Origin of the sequence: Umezawaea sp., assembly GCF_036375055.1 — a bacterium.
Lineage (GTDB): Bacteria > Actinomycetota > Actinomycetes > Mycobacteriales > Pseudonocardiaceae > Umezawaea.
In genome coordinates, this window is record NZ_DASUSQ010000091.1 from 16577 (window position 1) to 36010 (window position 19434).

Sequence of the window (19434 nt, forward strand, 5' to 3'; positions counted from 1 at the left end):
GGGGTTAGGTGAAGCGCCGCCTGGACGACGACCGCTGGCGGGGCGCCTCGGACGAGTCGGGCTGCCGCTCGTTCTCGTCGACCGCGAAGTTCGCCTGCGAGTCGGACTCGGGGACGACCGGGGGCTGCTGGAACAGGCCCTCGTACTGGGTGTTCCCGAGTGCGCGGCCCGACGTCGTGCTCTTGTGCGTGCTCGCTGCCTGTTCCTTCGGGAACAGGTCCGGCGCCGTCTCGGAGAACAGGGCGTCGTGGGTGTGCTCGATGATGGGATGACCTTCCTTGCCGGTCACGCGCTCACACGTGGAACTGCGCGTTTCCGACGGATCGGCCCCGCCGAGAGTTCAGCTTGGGGCTGGCGGGCGCCCGGTCACGTGACCTGGGGTCGCCTCGACAGCCAGTATCGCACGTTTGTGCGAAGCACGTCGGGAATAACGCGCGCCGCACGTGTGCCCGACGGCACTCGCGCGGCGCGCGGCAGGGGTATCAGTCCCCGCGACCGCTCGCGTCCAGGGCGGCGGCTTCCTCGGGTGTGGGAGCGGTGCCGCCGAGGTGCGCGGGCTGCCACCACAGCTCGTCGTCCTTCGGCTTCTCCGGGTACTCCTGCTGGGCCTGGTCCAGCAGCTCCTGCATGCGCCTGTGCAGCTCGTCGTTGATCGCGTCGTGCTTGTCGCGCGGCTGCGGGTGCAGCGGCTCGCCGATGAGGATCGTGACCGGCACGTGCCGCCTCGTGAGGGTGCGCGGCCTGCCCTTGGTCCACAGCCGCTGCGTGCCCCACAGGGCGACCGGGATCAGCGGCACGCCCGCCGACGCGGCGAGCCGGTTCGCGCCGGACTTCAGCTCCTTGACCGTGAAGGAGCGGCTGATCGTCGCCTCGGGGAAGATCCCGACGACTTCCCCGGACCGGAGCGCGGCCAGCGCCTCCCGGTAGGAGGCGAGGCCCGCGCTCCGGTCGACCGGGATGTGGTGCATCCCCCGCATGAGCGGACCCGCGTAGCGGTTCGCGAAGACCTCTTGCTTCGCCATGAACCGCACCAAGCGCTTGGCGGGTTGCGCGCCGAACCCGGCGAAGATGAAGTCGAGGTAGCTGACGTGGTTGCTCGCCAGCACCGCGCCACCTTCGCGGGGTATGTGGTGCGCACCCACCACGTTGATCCGACAGTCGAGCACTCGGAACATGAGCTTGGCCGCGGCGATCACCGGGGGGTACACGCGATCTGACATGACCGAAACGGTAGCTGGCCCGACTACCCGTCGGTAGCGGTGTCCTCCTTGCCGCGCATGGCGCGTGGCACGCCCGCCAGGTCCTCTTCGTTGCAGAGGAGCTTGAGGTCGTAGTAAGGCGAACCCTTGCGGTCGTCGTAGTCCAGGTGGACGGCGATCACGTCCACCGGCTCGCCGAGCCAGTCCTGCGTCTGCCTGAGCCAGGACGCCGCCCGTTCCAACGCGGTGGGCAGATCGTCGTCACGGAACTCGACCGGGCGGTAGGGAACTCCCTGTACCGCGTCCCGCTGGTTTGCGGGCAGGGGCAGGTCTACCGCCACCCCGGATTCGTTGAGTTCGAGTTGGATCGTTTTCTCACTCACCTTGGAAGGGTCTCCCAACCGCTGGGCGGCTGCAAGCCCGTGCGCGTCTCAGACGTTCGGAATCGTGGCCGGGAGCTGCCCCAGCCGCGACGTCATGGCCCCGAAATCGGCGGGCTGGACGGTGTTCCACGGCTGCCCGTTGCTGGACGCCTGGTACTGGAGGTAGCGCCCGCCCGCGGTGTCGAAGAAGGTCAACGGCTTGGGGCAGCGCGCTTTCCGGCCGAACCGGTCCCGGCGCGCCGCGTACAGCTGGCCGCCGCCGAGCCGGGGTTCGGCCAGCAGCTTCTTCAACGCCTCGACCTGCTGCTCCTGCGGCGTCGTCGCGTACCGGTTCTGCTGGAGGAACCCGCCCGACTCCTCGCGCTGGTGCCGCGGCCTGGTCAGCGCGTCGGCGGGCAGCGAGATCAGCGGGACCGTGCCGGGGCTCGCCTGGGGCAGGACGGACACCAGCGCCTGCGGCGCCTCCTCGGGCCGCACCGGCTCCACGACGAAGTGCTTGTCCGGGGTCAGCACGACCCGGACCGCGTCCTGCCCGGACACCGCGACCAGCGCCGTCCTGGCCTCCTCGTCGCCGTTGTTGAAGTACGCGTAGAACTCCGTGCCTGCTTCCGCGATCAACCGCAGCGACCGCCCCAGGTCGGGGTGCACGGCCCGGCCGCGGGCGAGACCGAGCCGTTCCAGCGTCGTCCAGCCGCTCTCGAACAACGCCAGCGCGCCGCCGAGGTCACCCTCGGCGAGCGAGTCGGCGTCGAAGTCGATCCGCGTGTAGAGCGCCCGGTGCAACTCCGGCAGCCCCTCCGCCTGCCAGGCGTTGTAGAGCGCCACCACGGGCAGCACAACTCGGCTGCGCAACACGTTCGTCCCCCAGCTTGCTCGTTCCTAGCCGCCGATGACGGGCGGCGCGACCATCGTCCCGTCGCCGAAGTACTCGTCGCTGGGTTGCAGGTACTTCGAGGAGTGCTCCAGGTCGTCACCACCCTCACCCCTCGCACCGGCGCCCGCGCCACCCATGGCGCCAGCACCGGCCGCACCCCGCGCACCGGCGGCGGCCCCACCGGGCCCGTACCCACCGGCCCCGGCCCGACCACCCTCACCCGCGGACGTGCCCGCCGAGCCACCGAACTGCCCGGCGGCAGCGGCCCCACCGGGCCCGAGCCCCATCCCACCACGGCCACCGGCTCCGGCACCCGCGCCACTCCCGAGGCCACCGCCACCGAGGCCGCCACGGCCGGCACCGGCACCGCCGCCTCCGCCACCACCGCCGCCGCGACCGGCACCGATCTGGCCGGGGCCGCCGGGCCTGTTGGCGGGGTTGCGGGGGTCGTTCGGGCCGAACGGCACGATGCCGGTCGGGTTGTCGATGCCGCCGGGGATCCCGGTCGGCGGCCTGGTGGGCGTGCCGATCGGGGGCCGGTTGGGGTCGTTGACGTCGGACGGCCGCGTGATCCCGTCATCGGTGTCGCTGGGCCGCGTCGTGTCCTGGTCGGTGCGGGAACCGTCGGTGTCGCCGGTGCCGGGCGGCCTGGTGGGGTCGCTGATGACCGAGCCGATCGACGTGTCGGTCCGACCGGTGCTGCTGTCGGTCTTGCCGTTCCCGTTCTGGTCGACCTCGCCGGGCTTGTAGTCGATCTTCCCCGGCGGTGTGGGTCCGGTCTCGTCGTCGACCTCGGCCGTGGTGTCCGGCGGTGCCTCGAAGGTGGGCATGTTCGACACGGCGTAGTTCGTGCGATCGGCGTAGGCGTTGATCACCCGCATGTTGGCCTCGTCGACGCCCTGGCTCTTCTCGACGGCGTCGTCGTAGTCCGTGTCCCACGGGCTGAAGTCGTTGTACCAGGGCTTGTCCGGAACCTCGACGGGCGGCTGCACCGAGTTCTGCGCGTCGCGGTACGCCGAGCCGATCTCCGCCACGGCGCTCGAACCGCTGGCGGCGCTGGAGCCCGTCAGGTCGGCCCAGGTGGACAGCGGGGACGCCGACGACCGCATCGAGTCACCCGCGGCCCCGCTCCACGTCGCACCCGAGTCCGTGACGGCCTTGTTGATCAAGGTACCGATCTCCGCCTGAAGGTCGGACACCTTTCCCCACGCGTCCTGACCGGCATCGATCACCTGGGGGTTCCCGTTCTTGAACCACCCGTAGACGGCTTTCGCGCTCACGCACATGCCGACCGGCCCGGAGAAGAAGTTGCCCGCGTCCGACGGAGCCATCAGCTACCCCTTCAGGTTCTGGATGATCAGGGCGGCGACTTTCTCGGTCTGGCCGCATGGATCCTTGTACTCGGGAAGCGCCTCGTTCTCGGTGATCAGCTGAACGGAGATCGCGTCCTCGCTCGAGGTGCCGACAGCCGTCGCGCAGGAGCCCTTGGCGTTCGTCTGGTCCGAGTTGACGGCGGCGTACCCGGACACCTTCGTCTCCTTGACGACCGGCGTGTTGTTCTTCTTCAGGTTCTCGACGATCGATTCGATCGTGTTGCCGCTGCTCGCGATGACGACCTCGTAGGTGACGCCCTCGAGCACCTTCTGGGCGCGGAAGTCGCAGCTGGGGCCCAGCGCGCTCGTCCCGGCCTCACCGGCCTTGAAGGTGCCCAGCGTGGAGAGCTGGGCGGGGGTCAGGGCGTCGCACGGCTTGGCGGCGAACTTGCCGGTGTCGAGCTCGACACCCTCGAACGAACTGCTCGGACTCGTGCCGGTGCTGGAGGCGGGGGCTCCGGTCTGAGTGCCCGTTTCCGGTGTGGCGCGCCCCCCGTCCTTCCCGGAGCAGCCCGCAACGAGGCCGATCGCCGAGATCGTCGCCAGCAGGATCAGAATCGTGGGCCTCAACAGTGTCATTCCTTCGGCTTCAGGGAATCGTGTGCCGCGCTGTCCGTCTGGCCGTAGCTCGCCATCGACGTCTTGATGTTCTCGATGGTCTTGGCCAGGGCTTCACGGGCCTTCTTGTTCGCCCAGCCGTAGCCGCCCTCGGTCCCTCCGGCGGAATCGCGGATCGACTGGGCGGCCGCGTCGCTGTACGGGTCCTGGCCGGGGGACTTGGCCGAGGCGATCGTGTACGACTCCTGGTAGGCGTCCTGGAGCTTCTCGATGGCCGCTTCCAGGCCCGCGATCAGCTTCGGCGCCTCTTCCAGGTCGACCTGCATGGCCGTTTTGCCCATGCCGCCGCCCGCGCTCGTCAGACCCGAGCCGATGGCTCCACCGATGGCCGCGCCTGCGCCGACCGCGGTGATCGCGTCAAATCCGATGAGTGCCATGACTCCGTGCTCCCCTCACACCCAGTCCTGTAGACGATGATGACATGGTCGCGGTTCCGCGTCCGGTGATTCACCCACTCCTTCAACCGTCCAGGGGTGCTCAACGCCACGTCACCGCCGTCGCCGCGGCGTCCCACCCGGTGGTGCGCGGCCGTTCGCCCACAGCGGAGCCACCCGCGGTTCGCGGCCTCCGGAGCATCGGGGGAACGGGCGGGAACGGTCCCGCGGGCGACGGGGTGACCGGTGCGGCCAAGCCGGGGGCCGCGTCCGGCGAGCCGGCGTCCCACCACCCCCGGCGCGCACCTCGGTGGCGGTCGTCAACGTCCTGACCTGCGCCGCGGCCGAGGAGGTGGGGCGCGCGGCCAGGTCCGGGATCGTCAGCACCTGATGCCCGGTGACGACGTCTCGCGGGCGCGGGTGGTCGGAGGCGTGCGCGGCGGTCCGCCCCACCTCCGGGGCCGAGGTGCGCCGTGCGCTCGACCGCCCGCGTCCACGCCCGGAAAACTCCCTCGCTTCGGTTCGTCCCGCGGGCGACCATTCCAGACATGTACGACACCCGTTTCGCCGTTCCCGGCGACCTCAGCGCCGTCCTCGCGCTGCTCGTCCGCCTCCAGGCCGACAGCGCGCACCACATCGGCTACCTCGGTGAAACCCTCGGCGAGCTGACCGAGGAGCTGGCCGAGTTCGAACCGGACTGGCCGTCCTGCACGGTCGTCGCCACCGACGACTCGGGCCGCGTGTGCGGCGTGCTGAGCGTCGAGGTGGACACCGAGCTGAACCGGGCCTGGTTGCACGGGCCGTTCGTGGACGTGCCGGTCAACCACCCCGCGGGCAGTCGGATCTGGGACCAGACCGCCGACGCGATGTACCTGACCGCCGCCCCGCTCCTGGTGGACGTGCCCGACCGGGAGCTGTTCGGCCACACCGACCACCGGCGGCTGGAGGCCTTCGCGACCAGGCACGGGTTCGCGAAGGGCAAGCCGTCCAGCGTGTTCGTGCTCGACGGCGACGGCTTGAGGGCCCTCCTGCTGCGTGAGGCGGGGTGTCCGCGCACCGGCCCGGCGCGGGAGATGCGGGTGCTGCCGACCGACCCCCGCGTGCACGAGGCGGTGGCCGTGCTGCACGAGCGGTGCTTCCCGCGCACGTACCTGTCCGGCGCGTCGCTGGTGGACGGGTCGACCGAGCGGACCGTCGTGGTCGCGATGGACGGCGAGCGGGTGCTCGGGTACGCGACCGGCAAGGCGCAGGCCGAGGAGTACTACGTCGACTTCGTCGCCGTGGAGCCGGACCTGCGGGGGCACGGCGTCGGCGCCGCGCTCGTCACCGAGCTGGTGTGGAAGCTCGCGGCCCTGCACGGGGCACGACCGCAGGCTGCGGCGTCGATCCTGGCGGGCAACGAGTCGTCGGAGGGGATGTTCGGGCGCCTCGGCTTCCGGCTGCACGTCGAGCTGGTGGCGTACCGGTCAAAGGTCGCGTGACCCGACCGGTGCCCTGCGGCGCAACGAGAGCAGCCCGCCCACCACCAGCGTGACCAGCACCCCGAGCGGGGTGTACCAGGGGTAGGCCAGGACCTTCGCCGTGGCGCTCGCCGCGGCGAAGTCGATCTCCGGTGAGAGGTCAGGGCCGACGAACTTCACCCCGAGGATGACGAAGGCCATGACGACGACGGTCGTGACGAACGCGGCGACCGCGTCGGCCTGCCGGGCGGCCTTGAAGACCAGCCCGAGGAAGAACGCGCCGAGCAGGGCCCCGTAGGTGAAGCCCGCGATGGACAGGCCCTGCTCGACGATCGGGTTGCCGCGCTTGGTGACGGTGGCGAACAGGCCCGCGCACACGATGAGCAGCCCGGCCCACACGACGGTCCAGATGCGGCCGTGCTTGAAGACCTCCGCGTCGGTCAGCTCGCGCCGCACGACGTTCTGGTAGACGTCCGTCACCGTCGAGGACGCCAGCGCGCCGAGCGACGAGCTGAGGGCGGCGGCCAGGATGCCCGCGATGACGAACCCGGACAGCCCGGTCGGCATGTCGTTGACGATGAAGCTCGCGAACAGCTCGTCGTTGTTGTTCAGCCCGAGGTCCTGCACCGGCTTGGCGGCGTTGTAGAACGCCCACAGCATCACGCCGATGAAGAGGAACAGCGTGAACTGGAGGAACACCACGACGCCGCTGGCGATCAGCGCCTTCTGGCTCGCGCGCACGTCCTTGGTCGCCATCAGCCGCTGCACGATCAGCTGGTCTGCGCCGTGCGAGGCCATCGACAGCACCGCGCCGCCGATCAGGGCGGTCAGGATCGCGTACGGGCTGGTCAACGGGCTGGAGCCGAGGTCGAGGATCTGGAACTTGTCGGCGTCGACGGCCTTGCCGAACCAGCCGTCGGGCAGCTTGCCGGACAGCACGACGATCACCGCGACCGCGCCGAGGACGTACCAGAGCATCTGGATCGCGTCCACCCACACGACCGCGCGCACGCCGCCGAGGAAGGTGTAGACGACCATCGCGATGCCGAGGACCAGCACGATCGTCCAGTACGACGCCGTCACGCCGTAGCTGGCGAGCACGACCTTCACCGGGATGGCCGTCGCGAACAGCCGCAGCCCGTCGGCGAGCAGCCTGGTCAGCAGGAACGTCACCGACGCCGTGCTCTGGAGGCCCTTGCCGAACCGCTGCCCGAGGAACCCGTACGCGGTCACGAGGTCGCCCGCGATGTACTTCGGCAGCAGCACGAACGACACCACGACGCGGCCGAGCAGGTAGCCGATCGCGAGCGACAGGAACGTCATCCCGCCCGCCTCCGGCGTCGCGAGGTAGGCGATCGTCGGCACGCTCAGCACCGTCAGCGTCGACGTCTCCGCCGACACGACGGACACGCACACGACCCACCACGAGATGCGCTTCTCGCTGACGAAGTAGTCGGTCGACGACTTCTGCCTGCCGCCGATCCACACCCCCAGCAGGGGCATGCCCACCAGGAAGATCGCGATGATGGCGAGGTCAAGGGCGCGCACTGGTGCCTCCTGGAGGGGTGCTGATCCTCAGTCGGGTGACGGGCGTGGCCGCTGGGGCCGGCAGGCGGAGTGGATCACGGCCGGGCGTGATGCCGCCCAGCAGGCGGGGACCGGCCGCGCCGGTGGCGCTCGGCGCGTTGGCCGGGACGCCGTGCCAGGTCAGGAAGCCGAGCAGGGCGCTGAGGTAGGCCTCCTTGGCGTCCGACGGCAGGCCGAGCGAGTCGCTCGTGACGAGTTCGACGCCGTCGAGCGCACGGGTCAGGGCCGCGACGAGTACGGGGTTCCGCATCCCGCCGCCGGACGCGACGACGACCCCCGCGCCCCGGCACGCGTCGGCGATCGTCCGCGCGGTCAGCTCGACGAGCGTGGCCACCAGGTCCTCGCCGCCGACCGTGCCGGACACCGCCTCGTGCAGGTACGCGAGGTCGAAGTGCTCCTTGCCGGTCGACTTCGGCGCGGGCCGCGCGTAGTAGGGGTCGGCCAGCAGGGTGGCCAGCAGCTCCGGCAGGACCTCGCCCCGCCGCGCCAGCTCCCCGTCCACGTCGTGGGTGCGCTTGCCGTGCGACAGCTCCAGCACGGCGGCGTCGAGCAGCGCGTTGCCCGGTCCGGTGTCGTGGGCGACCGGTGCCGCGCCGGGCGCGACGACCGTGACGTTGGCGATGCCGCCGATGTTCAGCGCGACCGCGGGACGGCCGGTGGACGCCGCGAGGTCGGCCAGCCACAGGGCGTCCAGGGTGCTCGCCAGCGGTGCGCCGTGACCTCCCGCGGCGACGTCGCGCACCCGCAGGTCGGCCACGACCGGCAGCCCGGTCGCCTCGGCGATCCACGCGGGCTGGCCGAGCTGGAGGGTGCCGAGGCAGCGGCCGTCCTCGACCCAGTGGTGAACGGTCTGGCCGAGCGAGGCGACCAGGTCGGCGTCGCCCGCGCTCAGCGCGGCGGCGGCGAACGCCTGCCCGAGCCGGGTGTCGGCCCGGCAGAGCTCCTCGGCCGAGCCGGTGCGCACGTCGGCGGGGAACGGGTGCTCGCCGTGCCACAGCGGGGTCAGCACGACGGTGTCGCCGTCGAGGCGCAGGTCCGCCAGCGCCACGTCCACGGCGTCCATCGACGTCCCCGAGATCACCCCCACGACCTTCATGAGGTGTGGTCTATTGCACACGGCGTGGGACCGCAAGGCCTGTTCGTGGGTGATTCGCCGACTGTGCGGGTGGTTTGTCGGCGGGTCACGCGGGGCACCGTGCGAGGATGGCGCCCGTGTCGACCGAGACCGTGATCTGGATCGTTGTAGCCGTCGTGGCCGTGCTCGCGGTCGCCCTCGTCGTCGGTGTGGTGCTCGCGCGCCGCAGGCGGATCAGCCTGACCGACCAGCAGGAGGCTCCGAAGGCAACCGGCTACCGGGCCGGGGGTGGTATCGCGTTCGCCCCGGCCGAACACCCGGTCGCCGACCGGACGGAGGTCGACGGCCAGCCCGGTGTCGGCGACGACGCCGCGGTGCCGCGCGACTCGGTGAAGCGCCCGCTCGTGGACGTCGTGATCCCCGACGAGGTCGTGGTCGCGCCCGCTACCGGGACCGTGCCCGAACCCGAGGTGGCCCCCGCGCCCGAGCGGGTCGAGGACGAACCCTCGCTCGACGAGATCGAGCCCACCGCGGGCAGGCTGGAAAGGCTGCGCGGCAGGCTCTCCCGGTCCCGCTCCACGTTCGGCACCGGCCTGCTGGGCCTGCTCGGCGCGGGCGACCTGGACGAGGACTCCTGGACCGAGGTCGAGGACACGCTGCTGCTGGCCGACCTCGGCGCGGCGACCACGATGGAGATCGTCGAGACCCTCCGCGCGGAGATCGTCTCGCGCGGCGTGCGCAGCTCGGGCGAGGCCCGGACGCTGCTGCGCGAGGTGCTGGTCGAGAAGCTCCGCCCCGAACTGGACCGCTCCGTGCGCGCCCTCCCGCACGCGGGCGGCAAGCCCGCCGTCGCGCTGGTCGTGGGCGTCAACGGCGTCGGCAAGACCACCACCACCGGCAAGCTCGCCCGCGTGCTCGTGGCCGACGGCCGCACCGTGCTGCTGGGCGCGGCGGACACCTTCCGCGCCGCCGCCGCCGACCAGCTCCAGACCTGGGGTTCACGGGTCGGCGCGGACACCGTGCGCGGCCCGGAGAACGGCGACCCGGCCTCCGTGGCCTTCGAGGCCGTCAAGCGCGGCATCGAGCTCGGCGTGGACACCGTGCTGATCGACACCGCGGGCCGCCTGCACACCAAGACCGGCCTCATGGACGAGCTGGGCAAGGTCAAGCGGGTCGTGGAGAAGCAGTCCCAGGTGGACGAGGTGCTGCTCGTCCTGGACGCCACCACCGGCCAGAACGGCCTCACCCAGGCCCGCGTGTTCGCCGACGTCGTCGCCATCACCGGCATCGTGCTCACCAAGCTCGACGGCACCGCCAAGGGCGGCATCGTGTTCCAGGTGCAGCGCGAACTCGGCGTCCCGGTGAAGCTCGTCGGGCTCGGCGAGGGCGCGGACGACCTGGCCCCGTTCGAGCCGGGCGCGTTCGTGGACGCCCTGCTGGGCTAAAAGCGGTTGCCCCGCGGGGGAACCGGAACGGATGATCGTGTCGTGGAAGCGCTGGTCGAGAGTGCCATCAGGAGTTCGTTCGTCAACTGCTCGAAGGGCGAGGCGAAGCGTCTGACGCTGCCGGGCAGACTGGCCGACGTGGCCTGGTCCGAACTGGACTTCCTCGGCTGGCGCGACCCCAAGGCGGTCAACAACGCCTACGTCGTGCTGCCGCGTGGAGACGGCCTCGTGGGGCTCGCGCTGTCGTCGGCGAGCCAGCCCAAGGGCCGGGTCAAGCAGTCGATGTGCGCGTTCTGCTGCACGGTCCACGGCCAGGCCGACGTGGCGCTGTTCTCGGCCCGCCGGGTCGGGGCGGCGGGCAAGCTCGGCAACACCGTCGGCACCTACATCTGCGCGGACCTGGCCTGCTGCCAGTACGCGCGCGGCAGGCGCAGCGCGTCAGGCCCGAAGCCGACCGAGGCGCTGAGCCTGGACGAGCGGATCGAGCGAACGGTGTCGAACCTGAACCGGTTCGTGGACGAGGTCCTCACCGACAACGCGTGAGGACCTCGTCCACGCGCGCTACACGGCGGCGAGCGAGCCGACCTTGGAGCGGACGAACTCGCGGATCGACGAGGTCACGTAGTCGACCATCTCGTCGGTCAGCCTCGGGTGCACGCCGAGCCAGAACGTGCGCTCGGTGATGACGTCGCTGTTGGTCAGCTCGCCCACGACGCGGTACTCCGCGCCCTGGTAGGCGGGCTGCCGGGTGAGGTTGCCGCCGAACAGCAGGCGGGTCGCGATCTTGCGCCCCTCCAGGAACGAGATCAGCTCGGCGCGGCGGAACGGCAGCTCGCGGCCGAGCGTCAGCAGGAACCCGAACCAGCTCGGGTCGCTGTCCCTCGTGGCCTCGGGGAGGATCAGGCCCGGCACGTCGGCCAGGCCGTCGCGCAGCCGCTGCCAGTTGCGCCTGCGGGCGGCGGAGAACCGGTCGAGCTTCGCCAGCTGGGTCACGCCGAGGGCGGCCTGCTGGTCGGTCGACTTCAGGTTGTAGCCGATGTGCGTGTACGTGTACTTGTGGTCGTAGCCCTGCGGCAGCGTCCCGAGCTGCCAGCCGAAGCGCTTGTGGCACGTGTTGTCGTGCGCCGGTTCGCACCAGCAGTCGCGGCCCCAGTCGCGGACGGACTCCACGATCTTGCCGAGCTTCAGGTTGGCCGTGGCGACGCAGCCGCCCTCGCCGGTGGTGATGTGGTGCGCCGGGTAGAAGCTGACGGTGGCCAGGTCGCCGAAGGTGCCGGTCAGCCTGCCCCGGTAGGTGGAGCCGAGCGCGTCGCAGTTGTCCTCGACGAGCCAGAGGCCGTTGTCGCGGGCGATCCGCGCGATCTCCTCGACCTCGTAGGGGTTGCCGAGCGTGTGCGCGAGGACGATCGCCTTGGTCTTGGGGCCGACGGCGGAGGCGATGGCCTCGGCGGTGGCGTTGTAGGTGCCCAGCTCCACGTCCACGAAGACCGGGACGAGGCCGTTCTGGATGATCGGGTTCACCGTGGTGGGGAACCCGGCGGCGACCGTGACGACCTCGTCGCCGCGCTGGAGCCTGCGCTCGCCGAGGCTGCGGGACGTCAGCGCGGTCACCGCGACCAGGTTCGCCGACGAACCGGAGTTCACCATGTACGCCTTGCGCAGCTCTAACGCGCGGGCGAGCGCGGACTCGAATTCACGGGTCGACTTCCCCGCGACGATCCGCATGTTCAGCGCCGCTTCGACGACCGCCACCCGGTCGTCCTCGTCGAACACCGCGCCACCGGTCAGAATAGGCGTTTCGCCGGGAATGAACTCGGTCGTTTCGGATTTCTCACGATGATATTTCCGAACGGTTTCCAGAATTTCTTCCTCAAGGCTCACGCCGCCACCCACTCGGTGCGCGGGGCCACCACGGTCTCCAGGTGCTTCACCACGGACGCGGCGGACAGCTGGTCGTCGTTCTCCTGCTGGAGCCGGGCCGCGACGAGCCGCGCGCCGGAGTGCGTGAGCAGCCCGCAGACGGCCTCTCGGATGTTCTCCACGGTCTGCTCGGCCGGGTGCAGCGAGACGGCGCCGCCGATGGCCGCGAGCCGGTCGCCGTGCTGGAAGTGCACGCACATCTGCGGAAGCACCAGCTGCGGCAGGCCGTGCGCGATGGTGGCGAGGAGGCTGCCCGCGCCGCCGTGGTTGATCACCAGGTCGCAGGTCGGCAGCAGGTCGTGCAGCGGCATCCCGCGCACCACGCGGACGTTCTCCGGCAGGTCGCCGTCGTGGTCGAGGCCCCAGCCCGCGGCCACCACGACCTCGGCGTCGATGTCCCGCATCGCCTCCAGGGTCGTGTGCAGCACCTCGGAGTGCTTGCCCCGGATCGGCACGTTGCCCAGCGTCACGGCGACCCGCTTGCCCAGCGGCTTCTCCAGCAGCCAGTCCGGCAGCACGGCCGAGCCGTTGAACGGGATCCAGCTCATCGGCAGCGACTCGGCGGGCGGCTTGCCCACCTGCATGCTGCGCGGGCACACGTCGATCCAGCGGACCGGGGGAGGCGGCGCGCCGTGCAGGCCCCAGTCGCGGTAGAGGTAGGCCAGGCGCTGGTGCACCAGCTCGTCGACCTCGGGCGGCAGCGTCAGGCCCCAGCCGTGCCGCACGGTCGGGATGCCGAGGCGGGCGGCCACGATCGGGCCCGCGTACTCCCACGACGTGTGCAGGACGACGTCGGGGCGCCAGCGCTCGGCGATCTCGAACAGCCGCCCGACGTGCCGCTCCGCCAGCGGACCGTAGTAGTCGGCCACGTGCTCGGCCAGCGACCCGACGCTCGCGTCCTGCGGTGGGCGCCGGGCGTGGTCGGGCACCAGTTCGGCCAGCGGCACGTCCTCACCGAGCGAGATCGCCGACACGCCCGCCGCCGCGGATACGCCCGCCATGCTCTTCGGCATGGCCACGACCACGTGGTGCCCCGCGCTCCGAAGAGCCCACAACAAAGGGATCATGGGGTAGAAGTGCCCCTGATTAGGGCAGCTCGTAACTAATACTTTCATCTCAATTGGCCGCCTTCTTCAAGTCGTTAACCGCGATATGGCGGAATGGCGAGACTCGTTGAGAAGAGTACTTATCGAGCTAGTGTCCGGATACCCCTGATCGGCCCCTAATATCGCGGCGAATTGATACGGGTTGCCATATCTCCTCAGCTTTGAAGTGCTGGGGGAGAGGGGTGGTGAAGATCGGGTTCTTGGGGTCGGCGGGGCACGTGCGGGCCGTTTTCGGCGGTCGGCCGGCACGCCGCCGTGCCGGACTTCCACGATCGGGTGACGTCCGACTTGTCAGGTGTGCGGCAGGGGGGAATGGTGGTCCTGCGGCCGTGCTCCTGGTCGTGCCGGGCCGGGCGGTGCGCCCGCGCTGTCCGGTGTGGTTCGAGCGGCGGGAGACCGAGGTGGGCGTGGAGGTCGTCGTCCCGTTCGGGGCCGTCGTCGAGCTGGGGTGCGGCTGACGTGCGATTACCCGGCGGCGTCCGGTCCCGCGCCGTGCTCATGGGCACGAGCCGCGCGGTCGATCCCGACCTGTCCGAGCTGCCCGCGGTGCGGGCCGACGTCGTCGACCTGGCGGCGGCGCTGACCGCGTGCGGTGTGCGCTGCTCCGCGCTGGCGGACGGGACGGTCCGGGCGCTGCGCGAGGGGTTGGAGCTGGCCGCGTCGCAGGCCGAGGAGCTGCTGTTCGTGCACTACGCGGGCCACGGCCTGCTGGACGCGCGGGGCAGGCTGTTCCTGGCGGCGCCGGACACCCGGCTCGACCTGGTGCGCTGGACCGCGCTGCCGTTCCGCGACGTGCGGGACGTGCTGCTGGACGCACCCGCCCGCCACCGGCTGCTGGTGCTGGACTGCCGCTTCGACGCCTCCGCGCTGGCCGCGCTGGCCGATCCCCGGTCCGTGCTCGCCGAGCAGCTCGACATCCAGGACGTGCCCACGCTCGTCGCCACGGGTGCGCCGCGCCAGGACACCCTGACCCGCTGCCTGGTCGACGCGCTGCGCGCCGACGTGGAGGTGCGGCGGGTCAGCGCCGTCTACCGGGCGCTGCTGCGCGGTGCGGGACGGGCGAGGACCTGGCAGGTCAGGAACTGATGGCCTGGTCGGTCAGCCGCTTCGCGATGGCCAGCACCTCGGGCAGGATCCGGGCGACGGCGTCCTTGGTCAGCCGTCCCTCCGGACCGGACACCGAGACGGCGGACAGCGTCGGCGCGCCGACGAGCGGCACGGCGATGCAGCGCACGCCGAGTTCCTGCTCGCTCTCGTCGAGGGCGTAGCCCTGCTCGGCGATCCGGGCCAGCGAGTCCAGCAGCTCCTGCGGGTCGGTGATCGTGTTCGGCGTGTACGCGGGCAGCCCGGTGCGCTCCAGCAGCGCGAGCACCTCGGTGTGCGGCAGCTGCGACAGCATCGCCTTGCCGACGCCGGTGCCGTGCGGCAGCAGCCTGCGGCCCACCTCGGTGAACATCCTCATCGAGTGCTTCGACGGCACCTGCGCCACGTACACGACCTCGTCGCCGTCGAGCACGGCCAGGTTCGCCGTCTCCTCGACCTCGTCGACCAGTTCGGTCAGGTACGGCCTCGCCCACGTGCCGAACTGGCGGCCCGCGCTCTCGCCGAGGCGGATCAGCCGCGAACCCAGGGTGTAGCGACGGTTGCGGTTCTGCCGCACGTACCCCAGCGTGACAAGGGTGCGGATGAGGCGGTGGATGGTCGGCAGCGGCAGCCCGGTGGTGGCCGCCAGCTCCGACAGGCTCGCTTCGCCACCCGCGTCGGCCAGCTGTTCCAGCAGGTCGAAGGCGCGTTGGAGGGACTGCACTCCGCCTGAGGACTCGCGCGCCATGATCACTCCCGTAGTAGACCGGGTGGAGTCTAGTCATCGTTGCAGTTCCGCTATGCAAAAACTATAGTCCGCGAAGTAGAAAAGTCATCCCTAGGAACGAGGTGGACCTCCATGCCCGACCTCCGCGTCACCGGCTCCAAGGTCGAACGGGATGAGGAGGTGCTCACCCCGGAGGCGCTCGATTTCGTGGCAGGCCTGCACCGGGCGTTCGCCGCTACCCGCGACGACCTGCTCGCCAAGCGCGCCGAACGCCGCGCGAGCGGGAAGCTCGACTTCCTGCCGGAGACCGCCGACGTCCGCCGGGCCGACTGGCGCGTCGCCGAGGCGCCCCCCGCGCTGGTCGACCGGCGCGTCGAGATCACCGGGCCGACCGAGCGGAAGATGGCGATCAACGCCCTCAACTCGGGCGCCAGGGTGTGGCTGGCCGACCTGGAGGACGCCAACACCCCGCACTGGGAGAACGTGGTCTCCGGTCAGGTCAACCTCTACGACGCCGCGCGCGGCACCATCGAGTTCACCTCGCCCGAGGGCAAGCACTACGCGCTGGCGGACGGCGTCGAGCGCCCGACGATCGTCGTCCGCCCGCGCGGCTGGCACCTCGACGAGCGGCACCTGGAGATCGACGGCCGTCCCGCCGTGGGCGCGCTGGTCGACTTCGGCCTGCACTTCTTCCACAACGCCTCGCTCGGCAAGCCGTACTACTACCTGCCGAAGATGGAGAGCCACCTCGAAGCGCGGCTGTGGAACGAGGTGTTCACCGCGGCCGAGAAGCAGCTCGGGATCCCGCACGGCACCGTCCGCGCGACCGTGCTGATCGAGACGATCCCGGCCGCGTTCGAGATGGAGGAGATCCTCTACGAGCTGCGCGAGCACGCGTCGGGCCTGAACGCGGGCCGCTGGGACTACCTGTTCAGCATCATCAAGCACTTCCGCGACGCGGGCTCCGACTTCGTGCTGCCCGACCGCAACAGCATCACGATGACCGCGCCGTTCATGCGCGCCTACACCGAGCTGCTGGTCCGCACGTGCCACAAGCGCGGGGCGTTCGCGATGGGCGGCATGGCCGCGTTCATCCCGAACCGGCGCGACCCCGAGGTCACCGAGCGGGCGCTGGCGAAGGTCCGCGACGACAAGACCCGCGAGGCGAACGACGGCTTCGACGGCTCCTGGGTCGCGCACCCCGACCTCGTCCCCGTGTGCCGGGAGATCTTCGACGCCCAGCTCGGCAGCAAGTCCAACCAGCTCGACCGGCAGCGCGACGACGTGTCCGTGACGGCCTCGCAGCTCCTCGACTTCGGCGCCACCGGCGGCGAGGCGACCAGGGCCGGTCTGGAGTCCGCCGTGGACGTCGGCCTGCGCTACCTCGTGTCGTGGCTCGGCGGCAACGGCGCGGCGGCGATCCACAACCTGATGGAGGACGCGGCGACCGCCGAGATCTCCCGTTCGCAGCTGTGGCAGTGGGTGCACAACGGGGTGGTGCTCAGCGACGGCACGCCCGTGACCGAGGACCTCGTGCGGGAGGTCCTGGCGCGCACCAGGGCGTCGCTGTCCGGCGAGCACGTCGACCTCGCGGCCGAGCTGTTCGAGCAGGTCGCGCTGTCCGAGGACTTCGCGGACTTCCTCACCGTCCCCGCCTACGCCCGGATCCCCTGACGTGGTGCGGACTTCGCTCGACGCGGTGGCGGTCCAGGCCGCCACCGCACGGCTGTCCGATGTGGAACGGGTGCTGCCGGACGGCCGCCAGCCCGTGCACACCTGCTACGTCCCGGCCTCGAAGGTGACGGAGGGCGTCGTCCGCGACTGGGGCGCGCAAGCGCTTGCCGCGCTGGAGGAACACCCCGACGCGCTGGCCGCGCTGCTGCCGGAGGACCTGGCCCCCGGGATCGCGGACCGGGTGCGGGCCAAGCTCGCCGCCGAGCCCGTCGAGGACCTGCGGATCGACTTCGAGGACGGCTACGGCGCGCCGGACGACGCCGTGGAGGACGCCGACGCCGAGCGCACGGCGCGGGTCGTGGCGGGCTGGCGGGACGACGGCGTGCTGCCGCCGTACGTCGGGCTGCGGATGAAGTCCTTCGACACCAGGGCGTTGCGCGACCGCGGCATCCGCACGCTGGACGTCTTCCTGACCGCGCTGGGCGATCCGCCCCCCGGCTTCGTCATCACCTTCCCCAAGGTGACGTCGGTCGACCAGGTCGAGGTGTTCGGCGAGGTGCTCGACCTCTTCGGGATCCCGCTGCGGTTCGAGATCCAGGTCGAGACCACCCAGTCGATCGTCGATCCAGGGGGCGGGCTGGCGATCCCGCGGTTCCTCGCGGCCGGTCGGGGTCGCGTGTCGGGGCTGCACTTCGGCACCTACGACTACACGGCGGGCTGCGGGCTCGGCGCGGCCCACCAGCACCTCGCGCACGGCGCGTGCGACTTCGCGCGCAACGTGATGCAGGTGTCGGCGGCCAACGCGGGGGTTCGGGTGTCCGACGGCTCGACGAACGTCCTGCCGGTCGGCGACGCCGTCGCGGAGGGCTGGCGCACCCACTACGGGCTCGTGCGGCGGTCGTTGGCGCACGGCTTCTACCAGGGCTGGGACCTGCACCCCGCGCAGCTCGTGACGCGGTACGCGGCCGTGCACGCGTTCTACCTGGAGGGCGTGGAGGCCGACGCTCGGAGGCTGAAGGCGTACGTGGACCGGGCGGGCGGCACCGTCCTGGACGAGCCCGCGACCGCTCAGGCGCTGTCGTCGTCGTTCCTGCGCGCGCTGGACTGCGGGGCGCTCGACGAGGCCGAGGTGCTGCGGGTGACGGGTGTGGGCGTCGAGGCCCTGCGGGGCCTGGCCAGCCGCGCGGTCTAGTGCCTGGTGAGGGCCCGGCTCACGGGGGCGCTGGGCACGACGCGCAGCGCCACCTCGCGGTCGGCGCAGACGGCCTGGGCGTAGCGGACGAGGTCGCGCGCGGCCTGGTCGCAGGCGAACACGGAGGAGAGGTCCAGGGTCAGCACGTCGACGTCCGGGCGGTCCGGCAGTTCGAAGAAGTCGGTGACCATGCGCTTGAAGTCCGGGGCCGTCGTGGCGTCCAGCGCGCCCGAAACGGTGATCACGGCTTCGTCGTCCAGGAACATCGTGACCGGCGAAAGCCCCCGTTTGACATCACTCATGTTTGCGAGAGTACGGCCTTTTCGTCATCTTGCTGTCACTGTCGGGTGCTCTGTGAGGCAAGAGATTCCGCCGATAGAGTGATCTGCGCCACTAAAGGATGAACGTAGCAGGTCAGGGGTGGCGACGACCCGCCGCCACCCCCTCGGAACCGCGCTAGAACGCGGGCAGCGTGTCCCAGGCGTGTCCGGCGTCGCGGGCGTCGTCGCGCAGCACCACGCCCTCGATGAGCCCGTACGGCCGGTCGGCCGCGTGGAACACCTCGTTGTCGTTCTCCAGCCCGAACGCGCTGAGGTCCACGGGGAAGTGGTGCTTGTTCGGCATGGACATCCGGACCTCGGCGACCTCGGGCCTGGCCTCCAGCACGGCCTCGCCCATCGCGTACAGCGTCTGCTGCAACGAGAGGCTGTGCTTCGTCGCGAACGTCCTCAGCAGCACCTCGCGGATCTCGGTGAAGCTCCCGGCCCAGTCGACGTCGGTGCCCAGGTAGCGCCACCGGGCCGTCACGGACGTGGCCAGGATGCGGTCGTCGGTCTCCTCCAGCGTCGTGTACGGGTCCTTCGGGTACCCGTGGAACTCCGACCCTGTCGACTTCAGCACCACGAGGTCGCGCAGCCCCGACACGACCCACGCGTCCGACCCCTCGACCGTCACGGCGGTGGTGCGCTTCTCGTTGCTCCCCTGGACGAACGAGTGGTCGTTCGCGTCGATCCGGTTCCACCCGTGCTCGTCCACGAGGACGCGGGCGCCGGTGATGGCCTCCTGCGTGGACACGAAGTGCCGTCCGAGCCGCAGCGCGAAGTCCTCGACCTCGCCGACCGGGGCCTGCTTGGCGAAGGCGTAGACGGTGTTCTTCTGCGTGTCCGTCGCGAGGACCTTGGAGTTGTCGCCCGTGTGGTGGGTGTCGGCGAGGTCGCCGCGCAGCGAGGTGCTGACCGTCAGGTCCCTGATGGTGTGGACGGACCCGTCGCGCGACACCGTGACGAGGCGGTTCTCCGCCTTCCCGTACTGGTTCGGCCCCAGGATGATGGCCATTGGTCAGCT

At 71.0% G+C, this 19434-nt stretch carries 21 protein-coding genes; 7 read left to right on the forward strand and 14 right to left on the reverse strand.

What is annotated here, in order from left to right; genetic code table 11:
- Positions 1-4: 4 nt before the first annotated feature.
- From VFZ92_RS24970 to VFZ92_RS25000, 7 genes are all read right to left on the reverse strand, one after another.
- Positions 5-289 carry a hypothetical protein gene (locus VFZ92_RS24970; protein ID WP_330878455.1) on the reverse strand — a complete coding sequence of 95 codons (285 nt, stop codon included), beginning with the start codon at positions 287-289 and terminating at the stop codon, positions 5-7.
- Positions 290-482: 193 nt separating this feature from the next.
- Positions 483-1220 (reverse strand): lysophospholipid acyltransferase family protein, encoded by a 738-nt coding sequence (locus VFZ92_RS24975; protein WP_330878456.1) that lies wholly within the window; start codon positions 1218-1220, stop codon positions 483-485.
- 23 nt (positions 1221-1243) lie between these two features.
- On the reverse strand, positions 1244-1582 hold the full coding sequence (locus VFZ92_RS24980; RefSeq protein WP_106188068.1) for a hypothetical protein: 339 nt from the start codon (positions 1580-1582) through the stop codon (positions 1244-1246).
- 48 nt (positions 1583-1630) lie between these two features.
- Positions 1631-2434, reverse strand: a complete 804-nt coding sequence (locus VFZ92_RS24985; protein WP_330878457.1) for an ESX secretion-associated protein EspG — start codon at positions 2432-2434, stop codon at positions 1631-1633.
- A 27-nt stretch (positions 2435-2461) separates the two neighbouring features.
- Positions 2462-3787 (reverse strand): hypothetical protein, encoded by a 1326-nt coding sequence (locus tag VFZ92_RS24990; protein WP_330878458.1) that lies wholly within the window; start codon positions 3785-3787, stop codon positions 2462-2464.
- Between the two features lie 3 nt (positions 3788-3790).
- Positions 3791-4399, reverse strand: a complete 609-nt coding sequence (locus tag VFZ92_RS24995) for a DUF3558 domain-containing protein (protein ID WP_330878459.1) — start codon at positions 4397-4399, stop codon at positions 3791-3793.
- Positions 4400-4404: 5 nt separating this feature from the next.
- Entirely contained in the window at positions 4405-4824 is a 420-nt protein-coding gene (locus tag VFZ92_RS25000) for a hypothetical protein (protein WP_330878460.1), read from the reverse strand.
- Between the two features lie 545 nt (positions 4825-5369).
- Between VFZ92_RS25000 and VFZ92_RS25005 the strand changes: the two genes are divergently transcribed.
- Positions 5370-6302, forward strand: coding sequence for a GNAT family N-acetyltransferase (locus VFZ92_RS25005; protein ID WP_330878461.1), 933 nt, complete (start codon positions 5370-5372; stop codon positions 6300-6302).
- Here the strand turns inward: VFZ92_RS25005 and VFZ92_RS25010 are convergent.
- Together VFZ92_RS25010 and VFZ92_RS25015 are read right to left on the reverse strand one after the other, a co-directional pair.
- Positions 6288-7829: a sodium:solute symporter gene (locus VFZ92_RS25010; RefSeq protein WP_330878462.1), complete on the reverse strand. Its 1542-nt coding sequence runs from the start codon at positions 7827-7829 to the stop codon at positions 6288-6290. The two genes, VFZ92_RS25005 and VFZ92_RS25010, sit on opposite strands and share 15 nt — an antisense overlap.
- Positions 7816-8964 (reverse strand): anhydro-N-acetylmuramic acid kinase, encoded by a 1149-nt coding sequence (locus tag VFZ92_RS25015; protein ID WP_330878463.1) that lies wholly within the window; start codon positions 8962-8964, stop codon positions 7816-7818. Before VFZ92_RS25015 ends, VFZ92_RS25010 begins: the two co-directional genes overlap by 14 nt.
- Positions 8965-9071: 107 nt before the next feature.
- Between VFZ92_RS25015 and ftsY the strand changes: the two genes are divergently transcribed.
- Together ftsY and VFZ92_RS25025 are read left to right on the forward strand one after the other, a co-directional pair.
- Positions 9072-10388 carry a signal recognition particle-docking protein FtsY gene (gene ftsY, locus VFZ92_RS25020; protein ID WP_330878464.1) on the forward strand — a complete coding sequence of 439 codons (1317 nt, stop codon included), beginning with the start codon at positions 9072-9074 and terminating at the stop codon, positions 10386-10388.
- Positions 10389-10430: 42 nt separating this feature from the next.
- Positions 10431-10931 (forward strand): FBP domain-containing protein, encoded by a 501-nt coding sequence (locus tag VFZ92_RS25025; RefSeq protein WP_330878465.1) that lies wholly within the window; start codon positions 10431-10433, stop codon positions 10929-10931.
- An 18-nt stretch (positions 10932-10949) separates the two neighbouring features.
- Here VFZ92_RS25025 and rfbH read toward each other — a convergent pair whose 3' ends face one another.
- Positions 10950-12281 (reverse strand): lipopolysaccharide biosynthesis protein RfbH, encoded by a 1332-nt coding sequence (gene rfbH, locus VFZ92_RS25030; protein ID WP_330878466.1) that lies wholly within the window; start codon positions 12279-12281, stop codon positions 10950-10952.
- Positions 12266-13423, reverse strand: a complete 1158-nt coding sequence (locus tag VFZ92_RS25035) for a nucleotide disphospho-sugar-binding domain-containing protein (RefSeq protein ID WP_330878467.1) — start codon at positions 13421-13423, stop codon at positions 12266-12268. Before VFZ92_RS25035 ends, rfbH begins: the two co-directional genes overlap by 16 nt.
- A gap of 320 nt (positions 13424-13743) precedes the next feature.
- On the opposite strand from VFZ92_RS25035, the gene VFZ92_RS25040 reads away from it, so the two are divergent.
- Together VFZ92_RS25040 and VFZ92_RS25045 are read left to right on the forward strand one after the other, a co-directional pair.
- The gene (locus tag VFZ92_RS25040) at positions 13744-13872 is read left to right on the forward strand and encodes a hypothetical protein (protein WP_330878468.1); all 129 of its coding nucleotides are present in this window, start codon (positions 13744-13746) and stop codon (positions 13870-13872) included.
- Between the two features lies 1 nt (position 13873).
- Complete coding sequence (locus tag VFZ92_RS25045) at positions 13874-14500, forward strand: caspase family protein (protein WP_330878469.1); 627 nt, start codon at positions 13874-13876, stop codon at positions 14498-14500.
- Here the strand turns inward: VFZ92_RS25045 and VFZ92_RS25050 are convergent.
- Entirely contained in the window at positions 14490-15245 is a 756-nt protein-coding gene (locus VFZ92_RS25050; RefSeq protein ID WP_330878470.1) for an IclR family transcriptional regulator, read from the reverse strand. The genes VFZ92_RS25045 and VFZ92_RS25050 overlap by 11 nt on opposite strands.
- Positions 15246-15356: 111 nt before the next feature.
- On the opposite strand from VFZ92_RS25050, the gene aceB reads away from it, so the two are divergent.
- Entirely contained in the window at positions 15357-16898 is a 1542-nt protein-coding gene (aceB, locus tag VFZ92_RS25055; protein ID WP_330878471.1) for a malate synthase A, read from the forward strand.
- A 1-nt stretch (position 16899) separates the two neighbouring features.
- A complete protein-coding gene (locus VFZ92_RS25060; RefSeq protein WP_330878472.1) occupies positions 16900-18090 on the forward strand; it encodes a DUF6986 family protein in 1191 nt (396 codons plus the stop codon).
- Here VFZ92_RS25060 and VFZ92_RS25065 read toward each other — a convergent pair.
- Both VFZ92_RS25065 and pucL read right to left on the reverse strand, forming a co-directional pair.
- Positions 18087-18392 (reverse strand): hypothetical protein, encoded by a 306-nt coding sequence (locus VFZ92_RS25065; protein ID WP_330878473.1) that lies wholly within the window; start codon positions 18390-18392, stop codon positions 18087-18089. The genes VFZ92_RS25060 and VFZ92_RS25065 overlap by 4 nt on opposite strands.
- Before the next feature lie 154 nt (positions 18393-18546).
- The gene (pucL, locus tag VFZ92_RS25070) at positions 18547-19425 is read right to left on the reverse strand and encodes a factor-independent urate hydroxylase (protein ID WP_330878474.1); all 879 of its coding nucleotides are present in this window, start codon (positions 19423-19425) and stop codon (positions 18547-18549) included.
- Positions 19426-19434: the final 9 nt, after the last annotated feature.

What these genes read in the sequence shown, in the direction of transcription:
- VFZ92_RS24975 (WP_330878456.1), bottom strand. Translation starts at nt 1,220, where the DNA reads ATGTCAGATCGCGTGTACCCCCCGGTGATCGCCGCGGCCAAGCTCATG.
- VFZ92_RS24990 (WP_330878458.1), bottom strand. Translation starts at nt 3,787, where the DNA reads ATGGCTCCGTCGGACGCGGGCAACTTCTTCTCCGGGCCGGTCGGCATG.
- VFZ92_RS25000 (WP_330878460.1), bottom strand. Translation starts at nt 4,824, where the DNA reads ATGGCACTCATCGGATTTGACGCGATCACCGCGGTCGGCGCAGGCGCG.
- VFZ92_RS25005 (WP_330878461.1), top strand. Translation starts at nt 5,370, where the DNA reads ATGTACGACACCCGTTTCGCCGTTCCCGGCGACCTCAGCGCCGTCCTC.
- VFZ92_RS25015 (WP_330878463.1), bottom strand. Translation starts at nt 8,964, where the DNA reads ATGAAGGTCGTGGGGGTGATCTCGGGGACGTCGATGGACGCCGTGGAC.
- ftsY (WP_330878464.1), top strand. Translation starts at nt 9,072, where the DNA reads ATGGCGCCCGTGTCGACCGAGACCGTGATCTGGATCGTTGTAGCCGTC.
- VFZ92_RS25035 (WP_330878467.1), bottom strand. Translation starts at nt 13,423, where the DNA reads ATGAAAGTATTAGTTACGAGCTGCCCTAATCAGGGGCACTTCTACCCC.
- VFZ92_RS25050 (WP_330878470.1), bottom strand. Translation starts at nt 15,245, where the DNA reads ATGGCGCGCGAGTCCTCAGGCGGAGTGCAGTCCCTCCAACGCGCCTTC.
- aceB (WP_330878471.1), top strand. Translation starts at nt 15,357, where the DNA reads ATGCCCGACCTCCGCGTCACCGGCTCCAAGGTCGAACGGGATGAGGAG.
- VFZ92_RS25065 (WP_330878473.1), bottom strand. Translation starts at nt 18,392, where the DNA reads ATGAGTGATGTCAAACGGGGGCTTTCGCCGGTCACGATGTTCCTGGAC.
- pucL (WP_330878474.1), bottom strand. Translation starts at nt 19,425, where the DNA reads ATGGCCATCATCCTGGGGCCGAACCAGTACGGGAAGGCGGAGAACCGC.